Origin of the sequence: Micromonospora sonneratiae (assembly GCF_042679305.1) — a bacterium.
GTDB classification, from domain to species: Bacteria; Actinomycetota; Actinomycetes; order Mycobacteriales; family Micromonosporaceae; genus Micromonospora_H; species Micromonospora_H sonneratiae.
This window is the reverse complement of sequence record NZ_JBHTMP010000025.1, coordinates 37,823-50,723: the sequence shown is the minus strand read 5'-3', so window position 1 is coordinate 50,723 and position 12,901 is coordinate 37,823. Positions and strand designations below refer to the sequence as shown.

The window sequence follows — 12,901 nt, the reverse complement described above, 5'->3', positions numbered from 1 at the left end:
TTTCCCCTCGCGCGAACTCACGCCGTCGCTCCGCCACCGGCGTTCCCGGGTCGGACGGTGGTCGGCGGACTGACCGGCCGACCCGTGGGCGGACCGTCCCGATCGACCAGCGGCAGGGAGCGTAACCCGCGCTCCAGATGCCATTGCAGGTGAGCCGCCACCAGCCCGCTGCACTCCCGACGTACGGTCGGCTCGGCGGCATCGGCGATCCGCCAGTCTCCCGAGGTCAGGGCCGACATCAGGTCGATGGTGGCCGGTGCCGGATGGGCCGCGCCGGGTGGCCGGCAGTCCGAACAGACACAACCCCCGGCCGGTACGGAGAACGCCCGGTGCCGTCCCGGTGTGCCGCAGACCGCGCAGGTGACGAGCGCCGGCGCCCAACCCGCCAGTGCCATGCCGCGCAGCAGGTACGCGTCGAGTACCAGGGTGCTGGCGTGGCTGCCGTCCGCCAGCGCCCGCATCGCGCCCAGGGTGAGCTGGAAGAGCCGCAGCGACGGCTCCCGTTCGACCGGGGTGAGTCGCTCGGCGGTCTCGGCGATGGCGCTGGCCGACGTGTAGCGGGGATAGTCGCCGAGGAAGCGCTTGCCGTACAGTTCGATGCCCTCGACCTGGCTGACGGTGTGCAGGGAGCTGCCGACGTTGCCCTGCGGGTCACCGGCAAGTTGCAGGTCCACGTGCCCGAACGGCTCCAGCCGGGCCCCGAACCGCGACGTGGTACGGCGTACTCCCCGGGCGACGGCTCGTAGCCGGCCGTGTCGACGGGTCAGCAGGGTGATGATCCGGTCGGACTCACCGAGTTTCTGCACGCGGAGCACCACCGCGTCGTCGCGGTAGAGCTGTCGGCGGTACCCGGGCATCCGCCCATTCTCCCTCCCGGCAGATCACCCCGTGCATCCCCGGGGGTGTCCCTGATCCTTCTCAGGGTTCGCCCAGGGTTCGACACCGGCTCACCCCTGATGTGCTCAAAGCACGATGGCCCGTATCTTCCTGATCATGGCTACTTCCCGAATTGCGATGGCCACCGTTGGTGCGGCCGCGCTGATCGCCCTGGCCGGTTGCACCCCCCTGACCCAGAGCCGGCTCGACTTCAGCAACACGGAGGAAGTCAAGATCACGCAGATCACCGTCGCCCGGGGCGGCTCCGGCGACGTAGTGGTGATCACCGGCCAGGTTTCCAACGTCCAGATCGATCGGGTCGTGCGCTATCACGGTGGCGAGCCGCGTACCACCGGTAACTACCGGATCAACGGCACCGAACTGCTGCTGGACGCGGACTGCGGGCAGCGGTGCAGTGTGTCGTACGAGATCATCGCGCCCGAGGGGGTGTCGGTCCGTGGGGAGACCGGTTCCGGCGAGGTCTCGTTGACCCGGGTCGGCACGGTCGACATCAAGGTCGGTTCCGGCGGGATCACCGTCAACGGGGCGTCCGGCACGGTAAAGGCGGAAACCGGCTCGGGTGAGGTCAGCATCTCCGACGTCAAGAGCGCGGTGACGGCCCGCACCGGGTCCGGTGGGATCACCGGACGGGGACTCGGTGACGGACAGGTCGACGTCGAGACCGGATCGGGCAGCGTCTCGCTGACGCTGAGCACGGCCGGTTCGGTACGGGCACACACCGCCAGCGGTGAGGTCGAGCTGGCCGTACCGCCGGGCAGCTACCGGGTGAGCGTCAACACCGGCACGGGCGACAAGAACGTCGGGGTGTCGAACGATCCCACCGCAACACTGCACCTCGACGTGAAGACGGGCAGCGGCGACGTGACGATCAGTCAGCGCTGACCCGGGCCCCGGTGGCTGGCAACCAGTTCACTCGGGGCCCGCTGGCTGGTGACCGACTCGCTCGGGGCCCGCTGGGCCGGGACGTTCCGTCCGACCGGCCCCGCCGGGCCCGCCGTAGCAGCGTCGCCGGGCAGCAGCTCCGGGGGTCGCCGCGCGGCGATGTCCTCCACCCAACCGAACAACGCCACCGCCACCGCGACCAACGCGGTGACCGCGACGAGCCGTACCCCGATTCCGCTGGCGCTGCCCGGGTCGCCACCGGCCCATCTCATGACGGCGGTCAGGCCGATCACGATCGGCATGTGCCAGAGGTAGATGGTCAGTGCCCGACGGTTGAGCAGGGTCACCAACCGGCTGAACCGGGCGGTCCGGTCCAGCCAGGCCATGCCGAGTGGGGCGAGACCGAGCAGGAGCAGCGTGAACGCGGCGGACCAGAGTGCGTTGCCGAGTCGGATGTCGTTGATGTCGTAGCCACGCGGTCCGGGATGGGTGAGGATCCAGGCCGCCCCGGCGGTGGCCAGCGTCCCGACGACCGACAGCAGCACCCGGCGGGACATCCGTCGCAGCATTCCGTCGTGGTGCGCGAACCCGAGCAGCCAGGCCCCGAAGTAGAGCCCGAAGTCCCGCAGCACCAGGGGCGCGGTCGGCACACCGAACTCGACGACGACCAGCAGGACGTACGGTGCCAGCAGGGTGGGCAGCGGATACCGGCGGAACAGCCACCAGGCCAGCGGCGAGACCAGCACGAACCAGAGGCAGTCCCGCAGATACCAGATGGCGCTCAGTGCCAGCGCACCCCAGGGATTGGTCGGTGGGTCGGCCAGCGGCGCCACCCACAGCAGCAGTCGCCACGTCACCGGCAGCCCGGTGAGCAGCATGGCCGGCACGAAGAGCGCGGCCAGTATCCACAGCGACGGCAGCAGCCGACGCAGTCGGCGTCCCACCGCCACCGGGCCCGAGCGGTCCAGGGAGGCGGCCATCAGTGAGCCGGCGATGGCGAACATGACCGACATGGCCGGGAACGCGATGGTCAGAAACGCCCAACCGGTGGTGTGGTAGACGACGACGCGGACGATCGCCAGGGCACGCAGCAGATCCAGGTACCGGTTCCGCATCGACCTTCATCCATTGGGGGTAGACGACGGAGTCTTCCCCTCCCCCTACCCTCGACCGACGCCGCCCCAAACGCCGTTCCGGGTGGTGTTCGCAACGCTTCCCCGTACACCTCCACGGCGGCGGGCCCCGGCGATGCGGGAGTCCGTGGCGCTGGTGGCCGGGGCCTCAGCGGGCGTCGTGCACCAGCAACGCGATCTGCACCCGGTTGTTGAGATCGAGCTTGGTCAGGATCCGGGACACGTACGCCTTGACCGTGGCCACACTCATCAGCAGCTCTTCGCTGATCTCACTGTTGGTCCGGCCCTGCCCGACCAGCAGGGCCACCGCCTGCTCCCGGTTGCTCAACAGGGCCAACGAGCGCCGGGCCCGCTCCCGGCTCGGATCGGCACCGGACTCGGCGACGTAGCCCATCATCCGGCGCAGCACCTCGGGGGAGAGCATCGGCTCACCCCCGGCGACCAGCCGGATCGCCCGCGCGATCTGCGGCGGCGGCGTGTGCTTGAGCAGGAAACCGCTGGCACCGGCCCGCATCGCCCGCTGGATGTGGCTGTCGGTGTCGAACGTGGTCAGGATGATCACTTCTGGCGGGTCGCGTCGGGACCGGAGGTACTCGGTGGCCGACAGGCCGTCCATCTGCGGCATCCGGATGTCCATCAGCACGACGTCGGGCCGGTGCTGGTTGACCGCCGCCACGACCTCGGTGCCGTCGGCGACCTGTCCGACGACGCTGATCCCCTCGAACTCGCCCAGCATCATCGCCAGCCCGGCCCGCACCAGCGCGTCGTCGTCGACGATGAGCACCCGGACGGGTGCCGAGGTGGTCACCACGGCAGCCAGGCCCGAAGCCGGAATTCGCCATCCGGCGTACGGCCATGGTCCAGTCGTCCCCCGACCAGGTCCACCCGCTCGCGGAGGCCGATCAGCCCGGTACCCGTACCGGGGATCTCCGCCACCACGTTCCTGATCGGCAACCTGTTACTGACCTCGACGAACAGACCGTCCGCCTCGGGTGCGCCCACGGTCACCCGTACCCGCACCCCGGGTGCGTGCTTGCGGGCGTTGGTCAGCCCCTCCTGCACGATCCGGTAGACGTGCCGGCCGAGTCCGGCCGGGACCGTGCCGAGTTCCCCGAGCTGGTTGTCGAGGGTGACCGGCTCACCGGCCTGCCGTGACTGCTCGATCAGCGCCGGCAGGTCGTTGAGGGTGGGTTGCGGACGTTCGGCGGAGCTGTTGTCGGCCTCCGACCGCAGCATGCCGATCACCTCCCGCAGATCCTCCAACGCATCGTAGGCGCTCTGCCGGACGACCCCGGCAGCCTGTCGCTCCTCGTCGGAGGCGTCCCGCCGGAACTCCAGCGCACCGGCGTGTACGGCCAGCAGCGAGATCCGGTGGGCGAGTACGTCGTGCATCTCCCGGGCCAGCCGTTCACGTTCGAGGTGCCGTGCCTCCTCCACCCGTAGCCGCTGCTGCTCCTCGGCCTCGCGGGCGCGGTCGCGCAGCGAACGTACGAGCAGCCGCTGCGACCGGGCGAACATTCCCGACGTGACCAGTACGGCGTCCAGCGCCAGCATGACGGTGACCGACTCCCAGTAGATCCGGGAGTCGGTGATGCCCATCCGGTAGGTGACCGCCACCGTTGTCGCGTGCAGCCCGGCGACGATGGTGGCGACCCACCAGGACCGGTAGATGGCGACGCTCAGCAGCCCCATGGCGGCTGCGCCCATCGCGCCGGCGAAGACCATGCTGACCGGAATCATGATCAGGGTGAACGGGACCAGCCCTCGTCGACGCCACACCAGCAGGCCGGCTCCGGACGCCGCCAGCACCGCGAGGTCCAACCCCAGGGGCATGGTGGTCCGCGGTTCGGTGGCGTGTGAGCTGACGACGAAGATCGCGCCCACCAGAACGGCCCCGACCACGAATCCCAGGTCGACGATCAGATCCCTGGTCGACCGGCGGTTGCTCACACCGGCAACCTACCGGCGGACCCGATGGGGCGACAGCGGCCACCGGTCGGTGGTCGCGTCGACCAAAGTCGACGCGACCACCCGGCTGCTCAGAAGCCGAGCTTGCGAAGCTGCTTGGGGTCGCGCTGCCAGTCCTTGGCGACCCGTACGTGCAGATCGAGGTAGACCCGCGAGCCGAGCAGCTCCTCGATCTGGACACGGGCCCGGGTCCCGACGTCCTTGAGCCGGCTGCCCCGGTGCCCGATGACGATCGCCTTCTGGCTGGGCCGCTCCACGTACACGTCCGCATAGATCTTGATGATCTTCCCCTCGGGGATCATCTCCTCCACCACCACGGCGATGGAGTGCGGCAGTTCGTCCCGTACGCCCTCCAGGGCCGCTTCCCGGATCAACTCGGCGACCATGACCTGTTCGGGGTCGTCGGTCAGCATGTCGTCCGGATACAGCTGTGGTGAGGGTGGCAGGTAGCCGGTCATCACGTCGACCAGTGTGTCGACCTGGTGCCCGGAGACCGCGCTGACCGGAACCACCGCCGCGAAGTCGCCCAGCTCGCTGACCGCCAGCAACTGCTCGGCCAACCGCTTCTTGTCGACCAGGTCGGTCTTGGTCACCACGGCCAGCACCTTGGCCTTCAGCTCGGCCAACTCGCCGGTGATGAACCGGTCGCCGCGCCCGATCGGCTCGTCGGCGGGAACGCACAGGCCGATCACGTCGACCTCGCTCCAGGTCTGCCGGACCAGGTCGTTGAGGCGCTCGCCGAGCAGCGTACGCGGACGGTGCAGACCCGGCGTGTCCACCAACACCAGCTGGGAGTTGGGCCGGTGCAGCACGGCCCGGATGACGTGCCGGGTGGTCTGCGGCTTGTTGGAGGTGATCGCGATCTTCTGACCGATGATCGCGTTGGTCAGGGTCGACTTGCCGGCATTGGGTCGCCCGACGAAACAGGCGAACCCGGCCCGGTACGGCTGTTCCTCGGTCCGGTCGGCGCCGGAGCCACGGGTCGGCCCGGTCATCGGCCGGGGCCTGGAGGTGGACGTGCCCGCCCGTCCCCGGTTCTCGGTCACTGGACCACCGTGCCGAGCAGGCTGCCGTCCGGTGCGGCGACGTGGATCGGCGAGTCGGCGGCCAGGTCCCGAACGGCGGCGTGTCCCGCGCCGTCCAGCGTCGACGCCTCGGTCACCACCGCCGCGGCCTCCAACCGGGTGGCACCCGCCGCCACCGCCGAGGCGACGGCCAGCTGCAACGCGGTGATCGTCAACGACGGCAGGGAGACGTTGGCGGCGGCGTAGGTGCGGCCGTCCTGGTCCCGTACCGCAGCCCCCTCGACCGCACCAACCCTGGCCCGCGCGCTGCGGGCCAGAATGACCAGCTTGGCGTCCTCGGCGCTCAGGTCGGCCGGTACGGGCGTCTGCCCGGCCGGTGCGGTGGACGCGGCAGTTGACTCAGGCATCAGCGGGTTGCCTCTCTTCCGGGCGGCTCGAATTTCCACGCGAGTCGGACCGGTCGCTACGGCCCGCTCGATCGTTCTCGTCGGTGGCTTCGACACGGTGCACCAGCAACGAGTCGATCCGGTTGCGCCGTCCGGCTGTGCCCTCGGCGATCAGTCGGAGACCGGCCACCTCGGCCTCCGCCCCCGGAATCGGTACCCGCCCCAGCGCCTGGGCCAGCAGACCACCGACCGTTTCGACCTCGTCGCCGGACAACTCCACGTCGAACAGCTCACCCAGGGCCTCCACCGGCAGACGGGCGGTGACGCGTACGCCACCGTCGTCGAGCCGTTCCACCGGGGGGCGTTCCACGTCGTACTCGTCGGTGATCTCACCGACGATCTCCTCCAGGATGTCCTCGATCGTGACCAGGCCGCCGGTGCCGCCGTACTCGTCGACGACGATCACCAGGTGGGTACGGGCGGCCTGCATCTCGGACAGCAGGTCGTCGACCGGCTTGGACTCGGGCACGAAGGTCGCCGGCCGCATCAGCTCGGCGACCGGAACGTCCTCCGAACCCGGCCTGGCCCCCTGCGCCCGGCGGATCAGGTCCTTCAGGTAGAGCACGCCGAGGACGTCGTCGACGCTCTCCCCAATCACCGGAATCCGGGAGAAACCGGACCGCAGGAAGAGGGCCAACGCCTGGTGCGGCCGTTTGTGCGCCTCGATCCACACCATCTCGGTGCGCGGCACCATCACCTCACGGGCGATCGTGTCGCCGAGCGCGAAGACCGAGTGGATCATCTGCCGCTCGCCGTGCTCCACGACGCCCCGCTGCTCGGCCAGGTCGACCAGCTCACGCAGTTCGACCTGGGTGGCGAAGGGACCCTCCCGGAAGCCACGCCCGGGGGTGACCGCGTTGCCGATCAGGATCAACAGCGAGGCCAACGGGTTGAGCGCCCGACCCAGCCACCGCACCATGGGTGCGGTGATCCGACCGACGCCGTAGGCGTGCTGGCGGCCGATGGTGCGCGGTCCGACGCCGACGACCACGAAGCTGATCACGGTCATCGCACCGGCGGTGACCAACGCTGCGGTCCACCCCGCGCCGAACGTGTCGACGGCGACCAGGGCGACCAGGGTGGTCGCGGTCAGCTCGCAGAGCAGACGCAGCAGCAGGAGCAGGTTGAGGTGGCGGACCACGTCGGCCGCGACGATCTGCAACGCCCGGGCACCGCGTACGCCGTCGCGGGCGAACTCGGCGGCCCGGGCCGGTGAGACGGCGGTCAACGCGGCCTCGGTCATCGCGAAGATCCCGGCCAGCACCACCAGCCCGGCCGCCGAGAACAGCAGTTGAAGATCGGGAAGGCCGGCGGCGGTGCCGGCGGCCGCTAAGTGGGCGTGCATCACTGTGTTCGCGCTGCCCGCCAACCGGACAGCAGTCGGGCCTGTAGTTCGAACATCTCCCGCTCCTCCTCCGGCTCAGCGTGGTCGTAGCCGAGCAGGTGCAGGACCCCGTGCACGGTCAGCAGGTGCAGCTCGTCGGCGGCCGAGTGTCCGGCGGTGGCGGCCTGCTTGGCCGCCACCTCGGGGCAGAGCACGATGTCTCCGAGCAGGGCCGGCTCGGCACCGTTGACCTCGCCCGGTCCGTGGTCGACGCTGCCCTCGTCCATCGGGAACGCGAGGACGTCGGTCGGTCCGTCACCGCCCATCCACCGGTGGTTCAGCTCGGTCATGTAGTCGATGTCGACGAGCAGCACCGAAAGCTCGGCGAGTGGGTTGACGCCCATCTCGTCGAGGGCATAGCGGGCCACGGCGAGGACGGAGTCGGTGTCGACCTGGACACCCGACTCGTTGGCGATCTCGATGGACAACTGTTTCCCCTGATGAATGAACTAACGACGCCGGCCGGACCGGCCGCCGCCGTGTGCGGTACGGCCGGGCACGGCGTGCACACCCTGCTGGGCTTCGCGCTCGGCGTCCCAGCGGGCGTACGCGTCGACGATGTCGCTGACCAGCCGGTGACGGACCACGTCGGTGCTGGAGAGCTGGGCGAAGTGCACATCCTCCACGTTCTCGAGGATGTCACGGACCACCCGCAGACCGCTGGTCGTCCCACCGGGCAGGTCGACCTGCGTGACGTCACCGGTCACCACGATCTTGGAACCGAAGCCCAGCCGGGTGAGGAACATCTTCATCTGCTCGGGGGTCGTGTTCTGCGCCTCGTCGAGGATGATGAACGCGTCGTTGAGCGTACGGCCCCGCATGTAGGCCAGCGGCGCGACCTCGATCGTGCCGGCCGCCATCAGCTTCGGGATGGAGTCCGGGTCGAGCATGTCGTGCAGCGCGTCGTAGAGCGGGCGCAGGTACGGGTCGATCTTCTCGTTGAGCGTGCCGGGCAGGAAGCCCAGCCGCTCCCCCGCCTCCACCGCCGGCCGGGTCAGGATGATCCGGTTGACCTGCTTGGCCTGCAACGCCTGCACGGCCTTGGCCATCGCCAGGTAGGTCTTACCGGTACCCGCGGGGCCGATGCCGAAGACGATGGTGTGCCCGTCGATCGCGTCGACGTACCGCTTCTGGCCCAGGGTCTTGGGCCGGATCGTACGTCCCCGACGGGAGAGGATGTTGAGGGTCAGTACTTCGGCGGGCCGTTCGGTGGTGCCCTGTTCGAGCATCCCGACGGTGCGCCGGACGGCGTCACTGGTCAGTGTCTCGCCCTTTTCGATCAGTTCGAGCAGTTCGGTGAAGAGCCGCTCGGCGAGTGCGTTGTCTGCCGGGGTGCCGGTGATGGTGATCTCATTACCCCGTACGTGCACGTCGCTGGTGATCGAGCGCTCGATGAGGCGCAGGATCTCGTCGCCCGCGCCGAGCAGGTTCACCATGATCTGCGAGTCAGGAACCGTGATCCTGGTCTGCACCCGGGGCTGCCCGGGAGGCGGAGTACCGGTCATAGGTCGGGCCCGTGAGCCCTGCGCCACCTGCTCTCGATCTAAGTGCCGCGCCCCGCTGGCGCGACGTGCGAACGTTGCTGTCATCGTATCGGGTCAACGCCGCAGGCACCCTGCCCATTTCCGCCCACTTGCCGAACGGTTCCCGCCCCGCCGCCAGGCGTCCACCCGCCGTGGGCAGCATCGCCGCCTCCGCGCTCGGCGCCTCCGAGCTGCGGCTACGACTCGGCGCCCCGATCCACCGACGTCCCGAGGATCGTCCCGAACACCGCTTTCGCGCCTAAAGCGCGATTTACCCCAATCGACACATGACTAACGAACCTTGAATCGAAGTGCATCGATTTTTAAAAATGGGGCCGTCCGCTCTCTCCACCCCCGAAGGAGCGTGTGTCATGTCCCCTCGAAGAATCCGCCGCATCCTGGTCGGACTCCTGGCCGGCACGGTGGCGACGATCGGCGCCCCCTTCGTCGGCGCCACGCCCGCATCCGCCACGTCGCTGGCCGCAACGGTCTGTTACAACACCAGCCAGGCCGGCAGCTTCGCCAGCACCGCCGTACAGGCCGCCTCGATCTGGAACAACGCCACGAACAACGTGACGCTCTCCCAGTGCGGCTCGAACCTGCGGATCTACCAGATCTACGGCGGCGGCTCGTACGCCATCCGCAACAGCCTGGGCAACGGCAGCGTGTACATCGACACCTACCAGGCGCAGCAATACAGCCCGCTGCGGATCATGACCCACGAGATCGGGCACATCCTCGGGCTGCCCGACAACTACAACGGCAACTGCGCACTGCTGATGTCCGGCGGCAGCGCCGGCACCAGCTGCACCAACCCGTACCCCAGCAGCGGTGAGGCCTCCCGGGTCGACAGCCTCTTCAGCGGCATCCCGTTCGCGGGCACGACCGGCGCCCAGGTGTTCGAGGGCAGCTGGCCGGCCCCGGCTCCGGTAGCCGTCGGCTGAGCTCCGGAACCCGGGAGCTGGCACCACGCCGGCTCCCGGGTGACCGGACCGGGTCGTACGACACATCAGGCCGGAGCCGAGCCGCGGAAGTCCACCCCTTCGAAGGTCTCCTGGGTACGGGTGAACCGGTAGGTCGCCCAGTGCATCCGCACCACGGTCCCCTGCTCGTCCCGGGTGAGCCGCAGCAGCTCGCCGGCTTCCCGGCCGGAGACGGTACGCAACACGTCCGGCTGGTCCGGCAGGGGCGCGAAGACCGCAGGCGGCTTACCGGCGGGGTCGTCCGCCCCCCGGGCCCGCAGTGCACCGTCGCGCCAGGTGAAGACGTACTCGAAGCCCTCGCCCCACCAGCGGCCGAGCAGGCCGCGATAACGCTCGGGGGCCGGCTCACCCGGGGTCCACGGCTCGATGTCGGCGGGATCGTCGCTGACCGCGGCGGCCAGCAGTTGGTGCGGCAGTTCCATGATCGCGCCAGCGGTGCCGGACGAGGCCAGCACCGCACACCCCATCGCACCGGGCGTCCCGGCACCGCCCCGACGGCCGTAGACACCGGCCAGGAAGCCCGGCATGGCCCCGTCGTGCCCCACGTGCACGACCCGGTCCCCCTGGGGCAACAGGATCAGGCCGAGACCGAACCCGGTCGCCCAGAGCGTCTCGTCGGTGACGGTCAGCGGCATACGCATCTCGTCCAACGTGCCCGGACGCAGCACCGCCCCGGCCGGGTCCACCGCCGCCGGGTCGGCCAGGAACGCCGCCCACCGGGCCATGTCCGACGCGGTGCTCCAGAGTTGGGCGGCCGGCCCCACCGCACCGAAGTCGGTGGGCGGTTCGGGCAGGACATGGTCGGAGTAGGCGTCCACCAGGAACCCGGTCGCGGCGGCCGGACCGGGCGTGACCCCGGTCGCCGACAGCCCGAGCGGGTCCAGCACCCGGTCGGCCAGCACCTCGGCCCAGGTGCCACCCCGCAACCGGCCCACCGCGTGCCCGAGCAGGGCCAGCCCCAGGTTCGAGTAGTGGTAGCGCCGGGCCGGGGGCAACACCCGTTCGACCCGCGCCAGATCGGCGATCAGCCCGTCAACGTCCGGCAGCCGCAACGTGTCCCACACGTCACCGTACGGCTCCCGTTGGAGCCCGGCGGTGTGCGACAGCAGGCGCCGTACGGTCAGCTCGCCGTGCGCCGGCACGTCGAGGTGCGCGCCGATCGGGTCGTCGAGGTCGAGCAACCCGTCGTCGCGGCACTGCATCACCAGTACGGCGGTGAAGGTCTTGGTCACCGAGCCGATCCGGAACCGGGTGTCCCCGTTCAACGGATTCGCACTACCCGTCCCGCCGACCGTGAACGTCCACAGTGGGCGATCGGCCCGGTGCAGGGCCACGGACAGCGCGGGTACCCGCGCTGCCGCCTGCACCTGTCGGGTCATCCGCTCCAGCCGCCGATGCACCTCGGTCACGTGCCCTCCTTCATGATCCCATGGATCGTAGTCCCGGGTTCGGCACCGACCTTCAGATGCTGATCATCGGACCGAGCGGAGCACCACCGAGCACGTGGGCGTGGACGTGGAACACCTCCTGCCCGGCGTACGCACCGGTGTTGAACATCAACCGGAATCCGTCGCCGAGCAGCCCCTCGGTCTCGGCCACCACGGCGGCCGTCTCCAGCACCTCGCTCATGAGCTTCGGGTCGCCCTGCGCCAGGGCGGCCACATCCACGTAGTGCTCCTTCGGGATCACCAGGACGTGCACCGGAGCCTTCGGGCTGATGTCGCGGAAGGCCAGGGTCGTCTCGGTCTCCCGGACCAGGGTCGCGGGAATCTCGCCGGCGACGATCCGGCAGAACAGGCAGTCAGTCGTCACCACCGGATGGTATGCCCCGACCAACGGGACGACCACCTACCGCGTGTCCACCGGTCCCGGCGTTGGGCGAGGATGGTGCATGTGACAGGGCGAGCAGTGCTGGTGACCGGGGCATCCCGGGGAGTTGGGCGCGCGGTGGCGACCGCCTTCGCGGAAAGCGGCGACCGGGTCGCCATCCACCATCGGGACTCCGCCCCGCTGGCGGAACAACTCCGTGATTCGTTACCCGGCGACGGGCACGTCGTGGTCCAGGCCGACCTGGCCGATCCGGACGCCATCCGGACGGCCGTGGACACCGCCGCCGAACAACTGGGCGGGCTCGACGTCCTGGTCAACAACGCCGGCGGCTACGCACCACACCCGATCTTCGAGACCTCGTACGAGCAGTGGCAGCAGCACTGGCGTCGTACGCTCGACACGAACCTGGTCGGCGCGGCCAACGCCATCTGGTGCGCGGTCCGACACATGCGCGAGCGGGGCGGCGGACGGATCGTCAACGTCTCGTCCCGGGGCGCGTTCCGTGGTGAACCGGGCCAGCCGGCGTACGGCGCCAGCAAGGCCGGACTCAACGCGCTGGGACAGTCCCTCGCCGTCGCCCTCGCCCCGTACGGCATCGCGGTCGCCACCGTGGCACCCGGCTTCGTGGCACCCGACGTGACCAACGAGCACCTCAAGGCACCCCGGGGTGACGACCTGCGGGCACAGAGCCCGTTCAACCGGGTCGCTCAGCCGGAGGAGATCGCCGCAGCCGTGCACTGGCTCGCCTCGCCTGCCGCGGAATGGGCCTCCGGCACCATCATCGACCTCAACGGCGCGTCCTACCTGCGCACCTGATCGGCACACCGGCC

Annotated in this window: 14 protein-coding genes; 3 read left to right on the top strand and 11 right to left on the bottom strand. The window is 69.8% G+C overall.

What is annotated here, in order from left to right; genetic code table 11:
* Window positions 1-17: 17 nt before the first annotated feature.
* Window positions 18-857, bottom strand: coding sequence for a DNA repair protein RecO (recO, locus tag ACFQ4H_RS17535; RefSeq protein WP_377572049.1), 840 nt, complete (start codon window positions 855-857; stop codon window positions 18-20).
* Between the two features lie 136 nt (window positions 858-993).
* On the opposite strand from recO, the gene ACFQ4H_RS17530 reads away from it, so the two are divergent.
* Window positions 994-1,779 (top strand): DUF4097 family beta strand repeat-containing protein, encoded by a 786-nt coding sequence (locus tag ACFQ4H_RS17530; RefSeq protein WP_377572048.1) that lies wholly within the window; start codon window positions 994-996, stop codon window positions 1,777-1,779.
* On the opposite strand, the gene ACFQ4H_RS17525 is transcribed toward ACFQ4H_RS17530, so the two are convergent.
* The 8 genes from ACFQ4H_RS17525 to ACFQ4H_RS17490 all read right to left on the bottom strand — a co-directional run bounded on the left by ACFQ4H_RS17525 (window position 1,770) and on the right by ACFQ4H_RS17490 (window position 9,240).
* Window positions 1,770-2,894 carry an acyltransferase family protein gene (locus ACFQ4H_RS17525; protein WP_377572047.1) on the bottom strand — a complete coding sequence of 375 codons (1,125 nt, stop codon included), beginning with the start codon at window positions 2,892-2,894 and terminating at the stop codon, window positions 1,770-1,772. The two genes, ACFQ4H_RS17530 and ACFQ4H_RS17525, sit on opposite strands and share 10 nt — an antisense overlap.
* Window positions 2,895-3,060: 166 nt before the next feature.
* A complete protein-coding gene (locus tag ACFQ4H_RS17520) occupies window positions 3,061-3,723 on the bottom strand; it encodes a response regulator transcription factor (RefSeq protein ID WP_377572046.1) in 663 nt (220 codons plus the stop codon).
* Window positions 3,717-4,862, bottom strand: a complete 1,146-nt coding sequence (locus ACFQ4H_RS17515; protein ID WP_377572045.1) for a sensor histidine kinase — start codon at window positions 4,860-4,862, stop codon at window positions 3,717-3,719. The genes ACFQ4H_RS17520 and ACFQ4H_RS17515 overlap by 7 nt, the downstream gene beginning before the upstream one ends.
* A gap of 89 nt (window positions 4,863-4,951) precedes the next feature.
* Window positions 4,952-5,875 carry a GTPase Era gene (gene era / locus ACFQ4H_RS17510; RefSeq protein WP_377572102.1) on the bottom strand — a complete coding sequence of 308 codons (924 nt, stop codon included), beginning with the start codon at window positions 5,873-5,875 and terminating at the stop codon, window positions 4,952-4,954.
* A 47-nt stretch (window positions 5,876-5,922) separates the two neighbouring features.
* Window positions 5,923-6,312 (bottom strand): cytidine deaminase, encoded by a 390-nt coding sequence (locus ACFQ4H_RS17505; protein WP_377572044.1) that lies wholly within the window; start codon window positions 6,310-6,312, stop codon window positions 5,923-5,925.
* Window positions 6,305-7,696 carry a hemolysin family protein gene (locus tag ACFQ4H_RS17500; RefSeq protein ID WP_377572043.1) on the bottom strand — a complete coding sequence of 464 codons (1,392 nt, stop codon included), beginning with the start codon at window positions 7,694-7,696 and terminating at the stop codon, window positions 6,305-6,307. Before ACFQ4H_RS17500 ends, ACFQ4H_RS17505 begins: the two co-directional genes overlap by 8 nt.
* Window positions 7,696-8,163, bottom strand: a complete 468-nt coding sequence (ybeY, locus tag ACFQ4H_RS17495) for an rRNA maturation RNase YbeY (RefSeq protein ID WP_377572042.1) — start codon at window positions 8,161-8,163, stop codon at window positions 7,696-7,698. The genes ACFQ4H_RS17500 and ybeY overlap by 1 nt, the downstream gene beginning before the upstream one ends.
* Before the next feature lie 21 nt (window positions 8,164-8,184).
* Window positions 8,185-9,240, bottom strand: coding sequence for a PhoH family protein (locus ACFQ4H_RS17490; RefSeq protein WP_377572041.1), 1,056 nt, complete (start codon window positions 9,238-9,240; stop codon window positions 8,185-8,187).
* Window positions 9,241-9,629: 389 nt separating this feature from the next.
* On the opposite strand from ACFQ4H_RS17490, the gene ACFQ4H_RS17485 reads away from it, so the two are divergent.
* The gene (locus ACFQ4H_RS17485; protein ID WP_377572040.1) at window positions 9,630-10,202 is read left to right on the top strand and encodes a snapalysin family zinc-dependent metalloprotease; all 573 of its coding nucleotides are present in this window, start codon (window positions 9,630-9,632) and stop codon (window positions 10,200-10,202) included.
* 65 nt (window positions 10,203-10,267) lie between these two features.
* Here ACFQ4H_RS17485 and ACFQ4H_RS17480 read toward each other — a convergent pair whose 3' ends face one another.
* On the bottom strand, window positions 10,268-11,650 hold the full coding sequence (locus tag ACFQ4H_RS17480) for a serine hydrolase domain-containing protein (protein ID WP_377572039.1): 1,383 nt from the start codon (window positions 11,648-11,650) through the stop codon (window positions 10,268-10,270).
* Between the two features lie 52 nt (window positions 11,651-11,702).
* Entirely contained in the window at window positions 11,703-12,056 is a 354-nt protein-coding gene (locus ACFQ4H_RS17475) for a histidine triad nucleotide-binding protein (RefSeq protein WP_377572038.1), read from the bottom strand.
* Between the two features lie 69 nt (window positions 12,057-12,125).
* Here ACFQ4H_RS17475 and ACFQ4H_RS17470 point away from each other — a divergent pair, with 69 nt between their 5' ends.
* Window positions 12,126-12,887: an SDR family NAD(P)-dependent oxidoreductase gene (locus ACFQ4H_RS17470; RefSeq protein WP_449289025.1), complete on the top strand. Its 762-nt coding sequence runs from the start codon at window positions 12,126-12,128 to the stop codon at window positions 12,885-12,887.
* The last annotated feature ends 14 nt before the right edge of the window (window positions 12,888-12,901 follow it).

Bases quoted from the DNA above. Each gene is read 5' to 3' on its own strand.
- recO (WP_377572049.1), bottom strand. From the start codon at position 857: ATGCCCGGGTACCGCCGACAGCTCTACCGCGACGACGCGGTGGTGCTC.
- ACFQ4H_RS17530 (WP_377572048.1), top strand. From the start codon at position 994: ATGGCTACTTCCCGAATTGCGATGGCCACCGTTGGTGCGGCCGCGCTG.
- ACFQ4H_RS17525 (WP_377572047.1), bottom strand. From the start codon at position 2,894: ATGCGGAACCGGTACCTGGATCTGCTGCGTGCCCTGGCGATCGTCCGC.
- era (WP_377572102.1), bottom strand. From the start codon at position 5,875: ATGACCGGGCCGACCCGTGGCTCCGGCGCCGACCGGACCGAGGAACAG.
- ACFQ4H_RS17505 (WP_377572044.1), bottom strand. From the start codon at position 6,312: ATGCCTGAGTCAACTGCCGCGTCCACCGCACCGGCCGGGCAGACGCCC.
- ACFQ4H_RS17500 (WP_377572043.1), bottom strand. From the start codon at position 7,696: ATGCACGCCCACTTAGCGGCCGCCGGCACCGCCGCCGGCCTTCCCGAT.
- ACFQ4H_RS17490 (WP_377572041.1), bottom strand. From the start codon at position 9,240: ATGACCGGTACTCCGCCTCCCGGGCAGCCCCGGGTGCAGACCAGGATC.
- ACFQ4H_RS17485 (WP_377572040.1), top strand. From the start codon at position 9,630: ATGTCCCCTCGAAGAATCCGCCGCATCCTGGTCGGACTCCTGGCCGGC.
- ACFQ4H_RS17470 (WP_449289025.1), top strand. From the start codon at position 12,126: ATGGTGCATGTGACAGGGCGAGCAGTGCTGGTGACCGGGGCATCCCGG.